The organism is Microcoleus sp. CAWBG640, assembly GCF_020883015.1.
GTDB lineage: Bacteria > Cyanobacteriota > Cyanobacteriia > Cyanobacteriales > Microcoleaceae > Microcoleus > Microcoleus anatoxicus.
Window position 1 is genome coordinate 7,016 of the sequence record NZ_JAHRFC010000026.1, and the last position, 14,499, is coordinate 21,514.

The following is a 14,499-nucleotide window of genomic DNA, read 5'->3' on the forward strand; positions in this document are numbered from 1 at the left end:
ATACTTTGCACAATCTAGCAATAATCTATGCCAATCAAGGGGATGTAGAAAAGGCGATCGCATTTTATCAACAATCACTCGAACTTAAGGAAAAAATTGGCAATGTTCAAGGGAAAGCAGCTACTTTCGCAATGCTGGGACAGTTGTTAGCAGATGAGAAGGGAGATTTTGACCAAGCTTTGAATTATTTACAGCAATCTTTGGAGATTTTACAGCATTTGCGATCGCCTGACGCGGAGACAGTGAAGGAAATTATTGCTGCGGTTCAGGCGAGGGCTGGGGATTGATGGATGCACTTTGACTAAAGAAACCGGGTTTTTCGCAGTTTTTGGGCGGTGTATCGATGTTATTGGAAAAAACCCGGTTTCTGGCCACGCCCAAAATCTAATAAACCGGGTTCTCAGCAGTTTTTTGGTGTGTATTGATGTTGTCTGAAGGTCAGTCAGACCTGCAATGTTACAATTAAAAAAACGTTAGGCTAAAAAATTGGAGGTTGGCTCGCCCATGATTGAGTTGCAATCAGATTTAGAGTATGTGATGACCGATCGCTTAAAAGTCTCTCTAGATGCGATCGCCCAATTTTGCCAGCGCTGGAACATTGTCGAATTTGCCTTGTTTGGCTCAGTGCTCCGGGATGATTTTCGTTCTGATAGTGATGTGGATGTACTGGTGACATATGAGCCATCACATCGCCTCACGTTTGCTCATTTATTGAGTATGGAGGAGGAGATCGAGGATTTATTTCACCGTTCTGTGGATTTGGTAGAAAAAAAATTGTTAAAAAATCCCTATCTACGATCGAACATTTTGAAAACCTATCGAGTGATTTATGCAAACGGGCGATCGAGATAGTGCTTCACTTTGGGATATGGCGCAAGCAATCCGTCGGATTCAAGAGTTTACGGCGGATGCTTCATGCGACACTTATCTTGAAAATGTTTTTATGAGTGCCGTAGAGCGACAGTTGGGGATTTTGGGGGAGGCCGCTCGGAGAGTTTCTATGGAGTTTCAGCAGTTCCATCCCGAAATTGATTGGCGAAATGCGATTAACTTACGAAATATTTTGGTTCATCGTTATGACCAAGTAAGCTCGGAAGTTATTTGGAATATTGTTACGAGTGTTTTGCCTAGTTTACTGGTACAAGTAGAGGCATTATTGCCACCGTTACCTGATGATAGTTGATCGATCGCACAAACACAGAATGCGCGATCGTCTTCTACAGTTGACCCTTTAAATCGTTCGCTTTAAATCGAAGCGAACGATTTAAAGCGAACGGCTACGCTCAGGGCACCGCAGTTGACAGAGGTAGTGCGAGGTTTTACCCGGTTTCTGGTCACGCATAAAACTACCAGGATTTAGAAACCGGGTTTCTCACGAATATCTCATGAGGATGCGTAAAATCTCGTAGAAACCCGGTTTCTGGCCACACACACAAAAACCCGGTTTCTGGCCACACCCAAAATCGCTAAAATAGAACAAAGACCAAACCAGAAAGGCGATTATTGTGAGCGATTCCACCATAGAACAGATATTGAAATTGGCATCTCAACGCGCCGATAGCGCTGAAGTATACTACCTATCCAGCCAAGATACGCCGATCGAATTTGAAAACAATCGCCTCAAATCCCTCCAAACCAAAGCCCTCCGAGGTGTCGCACTCCGACTGATTCACAACGGCAAAATCGGCTTTGCTAGTTCCACCGATTTAACGCGGGTAGACGATTTAGTCGATGCAGCGATTCAAACAGCCGAAATAGGCGATGCCGCCGAATTTGAACTCGCCTCCAACTTCCACCTAACCACCCCGGAAACCACCTACATTCCGCCCACAACCGCCGAATTAGTCGAAAACGGCAAAAACCTCATCGAGCAAGTTCACGCCTACAATCCCGATATTATCGTCGATGTTGGCTTCCACGTCCGCAGCGGCCGCGTCACCATTGCCACGACGCGAGATGTGTATGCCCAAAGAAGCAGCCAAATAGTCAGCGGGACGATCGCAGGCAATTTGGTACAAGGAGAAGATTTTATGCAAGCATACAGTTATGATGTGGCGCGCGATCGCCCCCTAGACACCAACAACATCCTGCAAACACTCCTGGAAAAATACCGCCTCGCCGAAAATGCAGCCAGCATCACCAGCGGTTCCTACCCCGTATTATTCACCCCCAACGCCGCCGCTAGCACCCTCGGTGGCCTATTTGACACCATCCTGTCGGGCCAAGCCGTCGTTCAAAAAGCCTCTCCCCTAGCCGACAAAATCGGCGAAACCTTATTTGACGAACGCTTTACCTTTTTAGAAGACCCCACTTTAGGGCCCTATGCTCGTCCCTTTGACGACGAAGGCACTCCCACCACTCGCAAAGTCTTAATTGACAAAGGTACTGTAACCGGATTTTATTGGGATCGTAGATGGGCTGCTCGTGGAGGTGTAGAATCTACAGGCAACGGTTTTCGGGGGGGACTGTCTCGCCCCGGCCCAGATTTGAGTAACTTTTGCATTCTCCCCGGAAATACTCCAACTCAAGAATTGATTGCTAGCATGGACGAAGGCTTGATAGTAGAGCAGGTTCTAGGTGCCGGTCAGTCCAATCAATTAGCCGGCGAATTTTCAGTCAATTTGGCTTTAGGCTATAAAGTAGAAAAAGGCAAAATAGTAGGCCGCGTCAAGAATACAATGGTAGCGGGCAGCATTTTTGAAGCCTTTAAAAATTTGGTAGATTTGAGTAGCGAATCCGAATGGGTAGGCGGCGGGGCTTATTTACCGAGTATGCTGTTTAAACAGTTGGGCGTTGCCTCTAGACAATAAACAGTGGATGGGGAGGGTAGGCACGGGGGCACTATCCCTACAAAATGATGAGTTACTCGTTACCAGGCTCTGCCTGGTAATGAACATCCAGAGGCTCTGCCTCGAATTTGCATCAAAGCTGGCGAGGCAGAGCAAGAGTGACATGGGTTCCCAAGCTCTACCTGGGAACCAGTTAAACAGGGAAAAAACAACAATGAAGCAGCAAATGGTCAAGGATGAAACAGGGAAAAGGAAACAACACTTCTTGTTTCTTTTACCTTTTGTATTGTGCCTTTTAACTTTGGTAACAGGCTGCGTTCAGTACGATGTCGGAGTTAACTTTGAAAGCCAAACTCGCGGCGAAATTGTGCAGCACATTAAGCTGGGGGAACGGCTGACGAGCTTCAGCAGCGAGATTCTTGGAGATTGGTTGGATAGTGTGGAACTTAGAGTGCGCTCTTTGGATGGGAAAACTAAACGGCTTTCAGAGGGAGAGATTTTAGTGAGGATTCCTTTTAATAATGGTGCAGAGCTAGAGGAAAAGTTTAACCAATTTTACAATCCCGTACCCACCAAAAAATCTAGGGTTGCTACTCCCTTAGAAACGGATTTGCCGAAGTTTGAATCTCACCTAAAGGTCAAGCAAAATAATTTGTTGCTGGTGCTGCGAAATCGGTTAAGTTTGGAGTTGGATTTGCGATCGATTTCTTTGCTGTCGGCTAACGGTAATCTGATTGTCAGTCCTGGGGGACTTTTAGAGCTAGACTTTAGCTTGAACACCCCTTGGGGAGCCGAAAGTATTCAAACTGTCCCCGGTGCGATCGCACCGGAAATCTCTGACCAGGGAAAACAGTTGGTTTGGAAGCTGAAACCGGGGGAAATTAATTATTTAGAGGCTGTATTTTGGGTTCCCAGTCCGGTAGGCATTGGTGCAGTGATTATTGCTTTATTCGTTCTTGCTGGTATTGGTTTGAAATATCAACTCTTGCCAGCCATGGGCATCGGTCACAAAACTCAGAAAATCCCCCAAACCTAAAGCAGTTGCTCAGTCACAGCTAAAAAACAGAAGCTCTAGCACCAGGACTCCTGGAAAAAGTCGGAAATCTAATAGTTTATCGAGACACAAAAAATTGTACAGTTTGAGAATTAGGAACAGAGAAAATGCGGGTACTAAACTTCTTCTTCATCTTTCTGATTTGTTTGGCTTTAGTCTTGTTCAGCATAGAGAATACAGAGCCGACAACTATTCAAATTATCAAAGGCTTCCAAGTTAAAGCTCCTTTGTCAGTAGAATTAATTATGGCAACTGGATTGGGGGCAGTTTTAGCGTGGCTGTTTAGTTTGTGGTCCAGAATGCAGCGAATGCTCGCCTCTCGTGATGAGACTCGTCAAGTTCGCGAAAAGGAGCAGCAAATTCAAGCTTTAGAACAGGATATCGAACGGTATAAAGCAGAAGTTGAAGCGAAACAACTTTTGTTAGAAAGTACAGAACCGTCCACCGTGGAAGATATCAAGAATGCGGTGGCGATCGCTAATTAAATCAAATATAGCAATCCTAAATCATTTGTGAATTTCTTACTCCCGGACCTTAGTAAGGTCCGGGTTGGGTTTGGGTAAAAATATTTACGACTCCTACAAGGATTGCTATATAGGCTCGATCATCTAAAATCTAACATCAACATCGAATGACCATTGCCAAAGCCCAAGATGGTTTACAGACGATTTCCGAGGGGATCGCAATTTTAATTGACTTAGCAGAACGGGGAGAAATCAATCCTTGGGACGTTAAGGTGATTGAAGTGTTCGATCGCTGTTTGAACAAGCTAAACGAGGCGCGTGACGCAGATCAGAGTGGGGATTTCTCCGATTTGTCCCACTCCGGTCAGGCATTTTTGTATGCTTCGATGCTGGTTTTGCTCAAAGCAGAAAGTATAGTCCTCTCGGAACCCCCCGTGAATGACTCTACAGATGAGGTGCCACTGGAAGAGGCAGAAAACTCAGGAGGGCGACATTTGCCGCAGCATTTGGAGCGGCAACTGCGGCGTCGTGGTGTGGCTAAACTACCCCAAAAACGCCCGGTGACGCTTCCAGAACTGATCGAGCAGTTGCAGCTAATGAAAGCGGCAATGGAGGAGACAGTTGTTCCCCGGCGACGCAGTAGCTCCAAAATGCGGTCTCAAGCGGCGCGGGCTATATTTGAGCTAGCTCACCAAGAAAATCTGGTGGAAACTGCTAGTGAACTGGAGCGGTTTTTGGGAGAACGCAATTCTGAAATTGATGAGGGTTGGCTGGACTTGGAACAACTGCTGGAACTCTGGCCTCATCACGATTTGCACTCTCCTGCTGAGTCGCAAATTACGGTCTCTATGGAGGAAACGGAGGAAACAAATTCGCCCAATCATGACCGCGTTGGTATTTTTTGGGCGCTGTTGCTACTGTCGGCTCAGTCTAAAGTAGAGTTGGTTCAAGAAGAGTTTTATCGAGACCTCAAAATCCGAGTTCTCTAAACTTAAACGGAAATGAGACTGACTGCTCCGAAACTAATAACTATGCTACTCCGTCGGTTAATATTCCAGGCAGAAGCTCCCTAGCCGGAATTTTCTGGCTCAGTTTGGGAGTAAGACACTCACTCCAGTGCTAACTGAGTCGTGATTCCTGAGTGCTGAAATTCAGGGAAATCCCGAATCAGTGATTGATAGCCTGGTACTGTGTGGAAAATAAACAGGTCAGGATTTTAGTGCGATCGACAAATATAGATCGTAACCGCTAGCATCTAAGTGTTGAGTTGATATCAATTAACAAAGGGTTGAGGAAGTTAAGAATGAAAGCGATGATTCTGGCGGCCGGTAAAGGTACTCGTGTCCGTCCCATTACTCAGACAATACCGAAACCAATGATTCCCATCCTACAAAAGCCTGTGATGGAATTTTTGGTTGAATTGCTCCGTCAGCATGGATTTGACGAGATTATGGTCAATGTTTCCCACCTAGCGGACGTGATTGAAAATTACTTCCGCGATGGTCAAAAATTTGGGGTACAAATTGGCTATTCTTTTGAGGGACGGATTGAAGAGGGACAAATGATCGGAGAAGCCGTCGGCTCGGCTGGCGGTATGAAGCGGATTCAGGAATTCTCGCCATTTTTTGATGATACTTTTGTGGTGCTGTGCGGAGACGCTTTGATTGACCTGGATTTGACGGCTGCTGTCAAGTGGCACCGGGAAAAAGGAGCGATCGCTACTATTGTGATGAAATCTGTTCCCCGCGAAGAAGTTTCGAGTTACGGAGTTGTGGTAACAGACGACTCTGGTAAAGTTAAAGCATTCCAAGAAAAACCCTCTGTCGAAGAAGCTCTGAGTACCGATATCAACACTGGTATTTACATTTTTGAGCCTGAAATATTCAATTATATTCCATCTGATACAGAGTACGATATCGGTTCGCAATTATTTCCTAAGCTAGTAGCAGCAGGCGCGCCTTTTTATGGGATTAGCATGGACTTTGAGTGGGTGGATATCGGCAAAGTTCCTGACTATTGGCGGGCGATTCAAAGTGTACTATTGGGAGAAGTTAAAAATGTTTCGATTCCGGGAATTGAAGTTCGTCCCGGTGTTTATGCTGGTTTAAATGTAGCTGTGAATTGGGACAAGGTTGATATTACCGGACCTGTTTATATTGGCGGGATGACGATCATTGAAGATGGAGCAAAAATTGTTGGGCCGACGATGATCGGCCCCAATTGTTGGCTTTGCAGTGGGGCGACAGTGGAAAATAGCGTGATTTTTGAGTATTCCCGTTTGGGGCCAGAAGTACGCTTAGTTGACAAACTGGTGTTCGGGCGCTACTGCGTTGATAAAACGGGGGCTGCGATCGATTTGCAAGCAGCGGCTCTCGATTGGCTGATTACTGATGCTCGTCAAGTTTTGCCAACTCAACAACGAGAAGAACGGCGGGCGATCGCAGACATTCTCAGCAACACTAACTAAGATTGAAGATAAGTATACTGGCTAAGACTCCTTTCATAATTTTGCAGCAAAAGTTGTGACTCCGAAAGAGTTATTTTATTTTGCTGCAACGCTTCCTCTGTCTGACGGCGGATGCTTTCAACCAAACTTTCTGCATCGTACTGTACATAGCTGAGAACTTCTTTCATCGTGTCTCCTTTCACAACGTGTTCGATATGATAGCCAGAAGGCGTTAGCTGAATGTGTACTGCATTTGCATCGCCAAATAAGTTGTGAAGGTTCCCCATGATTTCTTGATAAGCACCTCCCAAAAATAGGGCTAAATAGTAAGGTTGTCCGGGCTTCATGGGATGCAGTTCCAAAACAGACTTGACATCTCGCAAATCGATAAATTGGTCGATTTTACCATCACTATCGCAGGTGAGATCTGCCAAAGTTCCTCGCTGAGTTGGTTCTTCATCAAGTCGGTGGATTGGCATAATAGGGAATAATTGGTTAATTGCCCAACTGTCTGGCACTGACTGAAAAACAGATAAGTTGATGTAATAAATTGAGGCCATCACCTTTTCTAAGTCTTCCAAATCGTCGGATACATATTCTTTTTCCCGCGCGATCGCCTGGATTTTTTCGCAGCAAGCCCAATACAATTGCTCAGTTTTAGCCCGTTCGGCAATTCCCAAATAGCCTAAGTTAAATAAACTGATTGCTTCTTCCTTAAATTGGATAGCATCGTGATAGACTTCTTGGTAATTTTCTGGACTAATAGATTGGTAGATTTCGTAGAGATTACGCGGAATTTGGTGGGCGTTTGGGTCTACTGGTTCTGGTACTTCCCTCAGAACTTCGCTGGTACCAAGTACATCAAAAATTAACACTGATTGGTGAGAAGCGATCGCCCGTCCGCTTTCACTAATGATAATTGGCACTGGTACTTTTCGCTCGTCACAGGCATCCTTTACTCCGGCTACTACGTCGTTGGCGTAGTTTTGCATATTGTAATTTTTAGAGGCATGAAAATTAGTTTTAGAACCATCATAGTCAACGCCCAGTCCACCACCTACGTCCAAGTAGTTCATATTAGCTCCCAACTTAGCTAATTCTACATAAATGTGGCTGGCTTCTCGGATGGCATCTTTGATGACGCTAATCGATGAAATTTGAGAGCCGATATGGAAGTGCAACAGTTGCAAACAGTCTAGCATTCCTGCTTTTTTCAGCTCCTCGACAGCGCGGACAATTTCAGGAATAGTCAAGCCAAATTTTGCCCGATCGCCTGTGGAACCTCCCCAGCGGCCAACACCGGTGGTACTGAGTTTGGCTCGCACTCCCAAAACCGGTTTAATTCCTAATGCTTTGCCCGCGGCGATCGCCAGTTGCACTTCCTCTATTTGCTCAAGCACAACTACTGAAGTTTGCCCTAACCGCTGAGCTAAAATTGCCGTTTCTATATATTCGCGGTCTTTGTAACCATTGCAAATTAATAAAGCGCCTGGGTTTTTTAAAGTGGCTAAAGCTATCATTAATTCCGGTTTAGATCCAGCTTCCAAACCGAAGTGATGCGGTTGACCGAAACGCACCAAATCTTCAACTAATTGGCGGTGCTGGTTGCATTTGACCGGAAAGACACCGCGATAGACATTTTTGTAATTGTAGCGGGCGATCGCTCTGGCAAAACAAGAATTTAACCGCTCAATCCGGTCTTCCAAAATATCAGAAAATCGAATCAGTAGTGGCAGTGCCAAGTTTCGCTGTTTGAGAGATTCTACCAGTTCGCACAAGTCTAAGGAGCCACCACGATCGCCCTTGGGAGATACTGTAACGTGACCGGCTGCATTGATCGAGAAATAGGGTTCCCCCCAACCTTGAATTCGGTATAGTTTTTCGCTATCTTCGATTGTCCAAGATTTCTGTGGAATTGGAGCAGTCGTTGACAAAGTAGTGTCTGGTGTCACCAAATTTGGGATACTTGGTGGCTGAGTCGATAGTGGCTCCATCGGGGAGGAAGCAGCAGTGGCAGGGGAACTCATCTTCTCGGAAACCTTAAAATGACTGGTCGAGTAGTTAGTTTATCGCAGATATCGGGTTTCCTGATGTACTGGAAAATTCACTTTGTGACTGTGGGGCGATCGACCTCAAGGTTAGATCGATGAAAATTGCGATCGGTATTTTCCACTAACAGATTTTAGGCCCAAATCATTTCAGGTGGTGCCATATCAGCCCCCATAATCATGCCCCCATGAGTGGGAGACTTTTTCACACCAGGTTTAGGTGCGGGGGTGTCGCGGGCCGCCGCTGGCGCAACGGACGCAGGTGGTGTCACCAAATTTGCCGGTACTGGCTGCCCCCCTGGCACAACGGGTTGTTGCGATAGCCAAGCCACACCCCCCACAGCCCCAGCCATTAAAGCTGTATACCCGATGTACAAATGGGCTGAATTCATTTGAAAGCCATCGTCTGATTCCGATTCGGAAACCGACAAATAGGAGTTGAGATTGCCACTGGCATCTAGTTGGGGCAAAGCATCTGCCATTGCACTACCGTTGAGTCCCACGGCATCGCCGATCCGACGGATGAAACCTCTAACGTAGATGTCTTGGGGGAGTTTCTCAATTTCCCCATTTTCGATCGCTTCGATGTGGTGCAGCGGCACCAGAGTTTGACTGTGGATGTGTTGGATAGATAAGGCTCTAAGTTCCCTTCCCAGGCGCAATTCTCTCCCCAACTCGCACAAACAATCTTTCCGTTGTTGAATAGCCAAAGCTAGTGCTTCTTCCTTAGTAAGTTTCTTGTGTTTCTGAAGAAAAGAAAATCCTGGGAAGGAGTTTCCTTTAACTACCACAGCACCGGGTGTAGCTGACTCAACTTGACCTTCGTCTGGGGGAAATTGTTGCTGTGCTTCGTGAGTTTCAGTATCTCGAAGATCGGCATTTTCATTGTCAGAATCTGTTGTGGGTGGCAATTCCACAGTAGTGCTACGACGATAAAAGATGGGAACAGATACTTGTGATGGCTCTAATTCTCTGACTGCCGTAAATTCTGTAGCCTTGCTCAGCAGCGGACTTGTCAGGGCAGAACTTCCCATAGTAGAACTTGCCATGACGAGACTTTCTGGGGCTAGTTGTAGTTCAGTTTTTTGTGATTTGGGGAACCGCTGAAATGCTAGTTTGACCGCTTCTCGGCTAACAGCTCTAATTAAAATTTCCGCTGCCGATGCCGCTTCGCCCAACATAGTTTGCAAGCTAGCTAGAGCGTGGCTGTAGGTGTCGCTACAAAGTAGTTCAGCTTCTATTTGACCAAGGACAGAGCGAAAACTTTCTTGAGAAACTTCAATAGTTGTGTGATCTGTTACCCCAAAATAAGCATCGGGTTTCAGTGCCATGATATTTATGTTGTTTTACTACAAGGTATCTGAGTAACTTATTCGACAAGTTGGTACTGATTCCGGATGCCATTAGGGGGAGAGTCGAGTAGGGCTAACGGCAGTTGACATAATATCTATATTTACCTATATTTTAAATAGGTAATTCAAGGGTTAGCAGTGGACAGACTAATTAGTATAGGCGAGCTAGCGGAACTCAAAGCTGTTACTGGTGATTCATGCTTGGGATCTTGCCTCACCAATAACTAATAACCAATCACTAACAACCCTTCGACTACGCTCAGGAAGCGCGAAGTCGAAGGGCAGGGCGACACCAATCACTAATAACTAATAACTACTGCTTGTTGATGCGATCGAGCAACCACAGAGCTCCGACAATCCCGACAAAGTGAGCTAAAGTAGCGTGAATGTTTGCCAGCACTACAAATATATCTAGGGGCTGAATGAACCGACTGAAATCGACGGCTGCACCGAACAAAACTTGGGGCTGAGATATAGATTTGACGAACAAGGTACCACCGATCGCTTCTGCTCCCAGCAGCGTCAGCAGCATTCCCGACAAATTACTCATCAATGTCAATCGTACTTCTTGAATCGTCTGTGCCCTTTTGGGGCGGACACCCGTGGCGGGCGATCGCAATTCTTTAGACAAGCGAGTAAACCGAAAAGCCCGATAGGCGCTGTAGCCGAGGGCTAACAGCCCGCACACAGCCAACAATACACCTCCGCCGGTTCCAGCACTGGTCTGGCTCGTAGCGGAGGCACCACTCGACAGGGCAGACGGGACTGCCAGCAGCAAAATTAGCCCCGCCACCACGCCCAGCACTGCTTGGACCCAGAAGCAAGTCCAGCCCGCAGTCCGCAGGGCAAAGGCAACTCGCTGTGCCGCTAGGGGAAGGTTATCTGTATCTAACTGATTTGTCATATATGCAAGCAGTGTAACTGGTTAGGTTTAGCTAGGAGTTTTTGGTAGCAGGGACTGGGGACCAAAAGAGTTTAGGGTATCAAGCCGTGGGAGCAATTCTTTAATTCTTCAATCTCAAATCTTAAATCTCAAATTGATTTATGGCGGGTTAACCGCTTCTAAAAATCTAGGTATTTGTCAACTTTCACAAACCCTCTTTACAATGGGAGAAGAAACGTTTAAGAATTGTAACTAACTAACATTGGATTTCACATTTAGATACTAGGCACTGAGGCAATTAAAGCAATGACACCAATACAACCCACCATAACTCCGAAACTGTCACAGCCAAAATTTGGCTTCAACAACTACGCCGAAAGGCTCAACGGTAGAGCTGCGATGATCGGCTTTATCCTCACTTTGGCGATCGAGTATGCCACAGGGCAGGGGTTACTGTCCTGGTTAGGCCTCAACTAATTTTAGCGTGCTGTCAGCCTCACATCGGCTCGATCGCCAGGGAATAGTCGGTGTGAGTTCTCTGTTGAGTGTCACCAGTTCTCGAATTGATTAGAATATGCACAAGAAACAATATCAGAGACTTTTCGGTCTTGGGATACTTGTTATCAAAACGGTAGAGCTGGATTATGATGTGTCGATCGGGCAAAAAATTGATTTGACGAGGTTGGCAATTTGACCGGACTCCCGTACAATGCCCCACAGGCGAGAATGTTAATCTAGGTTAAGCTAGTATTTGAGCTAGAAATCCCGAATGTTCCGCCAGCTCTGAGCTTTAGCGGGCTGTTAAGAAGCCCACATCATAATCTGTACTCAGATTTGATGTGGGAGTATGTCACAGATTGTAGATAAATATAGAAAAGAGTAAACAGCAATGAATGCTTCATGGACGCGACTTTTAAGGTCTGCTTACCGTAGAGATCCTATTACCAGCTTTGTTGTGACAGTGGGCGTTGTCGATGCAGCGATCGGCAGTATTGGTGCTAGTGGCTCTTTATTGGCTTTTGGGCTAGGTACCGCTGGGGTGGCGATCGCCCTGAGATTCTGGCAGATTTACCGCTCAGGAGCCGAACAGCCGGCACCTGCTCCCGAATACTATCTCCCCCCTCAGTCTTCTCGACCTCAGTTACCCACACTCAACAACCTATCTAAAAAAAATCCTCCCTATATCCACGGCGACTAAAGTCCCTTGAGTCTTGTTTCCTCTCAGCGCTGAAGCGACTGAGTTTCCACACATCCCATGAGGTTTTATGAGTTCTGATTGAGAGCGACTTCTGAACGCGATTGCCACAACTTGAACAATCCTGGGAAGTGTACTGAGGGGCAACAGCAACTACTGTTTTACCGTACACTTTTCCCAAATATTGCAACCATTGAGCAAACTGCGACCATGCTGCATCGCTAATTGATTTAGCGAGCTTATGGTTTTTCACCATGTTCCGCACTTGAAGGTTTTCATAAGCTACAAAATCGCTAGATTTCACTACGCACAACGCCGTCTTAATGGCGAAGTCTTTACGTTGCCTACTAACCTTTAAATGTTTTCTTCCTACCTTAGATGATTCTATCATGCTTACAAGCAATTGTAGCTATCAACTTGTAGCTTGCAAGACATCTTTACACTTGAATTAAAGCCGTCCTATAAGGCGATGTGCTGAGCGTAGTCGAAGTAACGGGGCTTTAAACCCAAGTATTTGGTAATCGGAATGAGCTGAGGCAAATATCACAAAAGGGAAGGAAATGTGAGTTTCCTTCCCTTTGTTTTTGTTGTTTTGTGTGTAGTTTTGGCGATCGCCGGATTCAGGGTTTTGGGCTTTTAATTTTTTCCGCAAAGTTTGCTGTTGTTTTTTTAGCTGTCGAACTCTGGCGGAGCCACCTTTTCCTTTGGAGTTTCTGCCTTCGCTGCGGGGAGACTCCCAACTCTTCAGTCTCATGTTGTTATTTTTGTATACTACTTTTATAGTACACTCTGGCAATTTCACTGTCAAGTAGTTTCAGTATCTGGGAAACCAAAACTAAAAAGCGTAGTGGCACGGATTTATCCATTAGTATCAACTTAACGTCAAACCCTGTCACAGACTGCTGTTTGACTATTAAGGCCAGATCCCCCCTAGCCCCCCTTAAGAAGGGGGGGACAGGAGTCTTCTCTTTCGTCCCCCTTCCCCCATCCCCCCTTGGGGGGGCAGGGGGGGGTGGGGATTTAGAGGGGGATCTAGACTTGGCTATGAACGAGAGATACCAAGGGTTTCAGGCGATTGTTGACACCAATGGGATTTATCCTGCCACTACGCAACAGTTTAGAATCCCCGTGTCTTTAGACCGGGGAGATGTCAAACCCCAACCAAAACCCCTGACTGCTGCTGACTTTCACTCACCAATTCCTCTAAATCAGCGGAGTAAATTTCACAACTATTATTGGGGCTTTCAGTCAGCTTAATTTTGTACAACTCGGCTCCCAATTCACGAACGGGCGATCGTAATAATTGGCAAATACGAACCGCAATATTTTCCGCCGTCGGTACAACATTTTCAAAATAAGAAATATCCTTATTTAAAAAAGTATGATCCAACGGTTCAACAACATAATCATCAATAGCCTTTTGCAAAGCTCCCAAATCCGCAATCATACCAGTCCGCTCATCAATTTCCCCTTTCACCGTCACATCTAAATGATAGTTGTGACCGTGACCATGAGGACGAGCGCACTTGCCGTAAATTTCCGAATTTTCTTCCAAGCTCAAATCTGGACGAGCTAACCGGTGGGCGGCGCTAAAATGAGTAGACACAGTAAGATAAGCTTCCATTCCGTTTCCTAAATATTCGGCCCAAAGTTCTGGGTGTTCAAACAATTGAATTTTGCTCACAGGTAAATGAGGAGCTAGCCTCCGCCAGATTTCCCGTGCGATGTTTTCGGTAGTTGGCAAAGTCTGCTGAAATTCCGGCCATGCTTCGTTAAGGTAGGAAAAATCGAGATGGTTGGTAACTTCCCGCTTAATGACGTGCTTGACATCAGACAGGTTCAACACCATGCCGTACTCATCAAGTTCTCCTATCATAGAAACATACAGGACGTAATTGTGTCCATGTCCCGGTGCGCGGGCTGTTGGGCCAAACCGCTCAAAATTTTCGGCTTCGCTCAACTCCGGTAGCCAGTAACGATGACTCGCCGAAAACTGTGCCCGACGATTGATGATGCACTGCATAAAAGTCAAGTAGGGTAAGCTTGTAAAGTTCTGTAAAGGACTTACTTCTTAAGGATAAACTAATTTTTGCTGGAATTTTTCGATACTTTGAGGGTGCTGTACATGAATTGCGACCAATTTTCCAGATATGGGCAAGGGGCGGGCTCTCCCGCCGAGCCCACAATCAAATTTACTCTTTGGGGAACAGGCATCTTGCCTGTTCTTGAGCATAGTGCAAGATTTTACATTAATTCTATAAACAGATA

General features: G+C 45.9%; 14 protein-coding genes and 1 pseudogene. 10 read left to right on the forward strand and 5 right to left on the reverse strand.

Annotation, left to right across the window (positions count from 1 at the left end):
- From AAFP11_RS14985 to AAFP11_RS15020, 8 genes are all read left to right on the forward strand, one after another.
- Positions 1-287 (forward strand): tetratricopeptide repeat protein (locus tag AAFP11_RS14985; RefSeq protein ID WP_341737788.1); only part of this gene is annotated, 287 nt, incomplete at its 5' end.
- A 217-nt stretch (positions 288-504) separates the two neighbouring features.
- Complete coding sequence (locus tag AAFP11_RS14990; RefSeq protein WP_341737789.1) at positions 505-852, forward strand: nucleotidyltransferase domain-containing protein; 348 nt, start codon at positions 505-507, stop codon at positions 850-852.
- The gene (locus AAFP11_RS14995) at positions 830-1,183 is read left to right on the forward strand and encodes a HepT-like ribonuclease domain-containing protein (protein WP_341737790.1); all 354 of its coding nucleotides are present in this window, start codon (positions 830-832) and stop codon (positions 1,181-1,183) included. Before AAFP11_RS14990 ends, AAFP11_RS14995 begins: the two co-directional genes overlap by 23 nt.
- Positions 1,184-1,505: 322 nt before the next feature.
- Positions 1,506-2,810, forward strand: a complete 1,305-nt coding sequence (locus tag AAFP11_RS15000; protein ID WP_341737791.1) for a TldD/PmbA family protein — start codon at positions 1,506-1,508, stop codon at positions 2,808-2,810.
- 193 nt (positions 2,811-3,003) lie between these two features.
- Entirely contained in the window at positions 3,004-3,825 is an 822-nt protein-coding gene (locus AAFP11_RS15005; protein ID WP_341737792.1) for a DUF3153 domain-containing protein, read from the forward strand.
- 125 nt (positions 3,826-3,950) lie between these two features.
- Positions 3,951-4,328, forward strand: coding sequence for a LapA family protein (locus AAFP11_RS15010; RefSeq protein WP_341737793.1), 378 nt, complete (start codon positions 3,951-3,953; stop codon positions 4,326-4,328).
- Between the two features lie 146 nt (positions 4,329-4,474).
- Complete coding sequence (locus AAFP11_RS15015; protein ID WP_341737794.1) at positions 4,475-5,296, forward strand: segregation/condensation protein A; 822 nt, start codon at positions 4,475-4,477, stop codon at positions 5,294-5,296.
- Positions 5,297-5,610: 314 nt separating this feature from the next.
- Positions 5,611-6,774, forward strand: coding sequence for an NDP-sugar synthase (locus tag AAFP11_RS15020; RefSeq protein WP_341737795.1), 1,164 nt, complete (start codon positions 5,611-5,613; stop codon positions 6,772-6,774).
- Here the strand turns inward: AAFP11_RS15020 and speA are convergent.
- The 3 genes from speA to AAFP11_RS15035 form a co-directional block, all read right to left on the reverse strand.
- Entirely contained in the window at positions 6,771-8,780 is a 2,010-nt protein-coding gene (speA, locus tag AAFP11_RS15025; protein WP_341737796.1) for a biosynthetic arginine decarboxylase, read from the reverse strand. The two genes, AAFP11_RS15020 and speA, sit on opposite strands and share 4 nt — an antisense overlap.
- 155 nt (positions 8,781-8,935) lie before the next feature.
- Positions 8,936-10,132, reverse strand: coding sequence for a helix-turn-helix domain-containing protein (locus AAFP11_RS15030; RefSeq protein ID WP_341737797.1), 1,197 nt, complete (start codon positions 10,130-10,132; stop codon positions 8,936-8,938).
- Between the two features lie 334 nt (positions 10,133-10,466).
- A complete protein-coding gene (locus tag AAFP11_RS15035; protein ID WP_341737798.1) occupies positions 10,467-11,057 on the reverse strand; it encodes a DUF3611 family protein in 591 nt (196 codons plus the stop codon).
- A 285-nt stretch (positions 11,058-11,342) separates the two neighbouring features.
- Between AAFP11_RS15035 and AAFP11_RS15040 the strand changes: the two genes are divergently transcribed.
- Positions 11,343-11,513, forward strand: coding sequence for a hypothetical protein (locus tag AAFP11_RS15040; RefSeq protein ID WP_341730581.1), 171 nt, complete (start codon positions 11,343-11,345; stop codon positions 11,511-11,513).
- 412 nt (positions 11,514-11,925) lie between these two features.
- The gene (locus AAFP11_RS15045) at positions 11,926-12,234 is read left to right on the forward strand and encodes a hypothetical protein (RefSeq protein WP_341737799.1); all 309 of its coding nucleotides are present in this window, start codon (positions 11,926-11,928) and stop codon (positions 12,232-12,234) included.
- 67 nt (positions 12,235-12,301) lie between these two features.
- Here the strand turns inward: AAFP11_RS15045 and AAFP11_RS15050 are convergent.
- Both AAFP11_RS15050 and AAFP11_RS15055 read right to left on the reverse strand, forming a co-directional pair.
- Positions 12,302-12,610: pseudogene (locus tag AAFP11_RS15050) on the reverse strand (transposase); the annotation flags it as partial.
- Between the two features lie 771 nt (positions 12,611-13,381).
- Entirely contained in the window at positions 13,382-14,254 is an 873-nt protein-coding gene (locus tag AAFP11_RS15055; protein ID WP_341737800.1) for a 6-carboxytetrahydropterin synthase, read from the reverse strand.
- Between the last annotated feature and the right edge of the window lie 245 nt (positions 14,255-14,499).

What these genes read in the sequence shown, in the direction of transcription:
- AAFP11_RS14990 (WP_341737789.1), top strand. Translation starts at nt 505, where the DNA reads ATGATTGAGTTGCAATCAGATTTAGAGTATGTGATGACCGATCGCTTA.
- AAFP11_RS14995 (WP_341737790.1), top strand. Translation starts at nt 830, where the DNA reads ATGCAAACGGGCGATCGAGATAGTGCTTCACTTTGGGATATGGCGCAA.
- AAFP11_RS15005 (WP_341737792.1), top strand. Translation starts at nt 3,004, where the DNA reads ATGAAGCAGCAAATGGTCAAGGATGAAACAGGGAAAAGGAAACAACAC.
- AAFP11_RS15010 (WP_341737793.1), top strand. Translation starts at nt 3,951, where the DNA reads ATGCGGGTACTAAACTTCTTCTTCATCTTTCTGATTTGTTTGGCTTTA.
- AAFP11_RS15015 (WP_341737794.1), top strand. Translation starts at nt 4,475, where the DNA reads ATGACCATTGCCAAAGCCCAAGATGGTTTACAGACGATTTCCGAGGGG.
- AAFP11_RS15020 (WP_341737795.1), top strand. Translation starts at nt 5,611, where the DNA reads ATGAAAGCGATGATTCTGGCGGCCGGTAAAGGTACTCGTGTCCGTCCC.
- speA (WP_341737796.1), bottom strand. Translation starts at nt 8,780, where the DNA reads ATGAGTTCCCCTGCCACTGCTGCTTCCTCCCCGATGGAGCCACTATCG.
- AAFP11_RS15030 (WP_341737797.1), bottom strand. Translation starts at nt 10,132, where the DNA reads ATGGCACTGAAACCCGATGCTTATTTTGGGGTAACAGATCACACAACT.
- AAFP11_RS15035 (WP_341737798.1), bottom strand. Translation starts at nt 11,057, where the DNA reads ATGACAAATCAGTTAGATACAGATAACCTTCCCCTAGCGGCACAGCGA.
- AAFP11_RS15040 (WP_341730581.1), top strand. Translation starts at nt 11,343, where the DNA reads ATGACACCAATACAACCCACCATAACTCCGAAACTGTCACAGCCAAAA.
- AAFP11_RS15045 (WP_341737799.1), top strand. Translation starts at nt 11,926, where the DNA reads ATGAATGCTTCATGGACGCGACTTTTAAGGTCTGCTTACCGTAGAGAT.
- AAFP11_RS15055 (WP_341737800.1), bottom strand. Translation starts at nt 14,254, where the DNA reads ATGCAGTGCATCATCAATCGTCGGGCACAGTTTTCGGCGAGTCATCGT.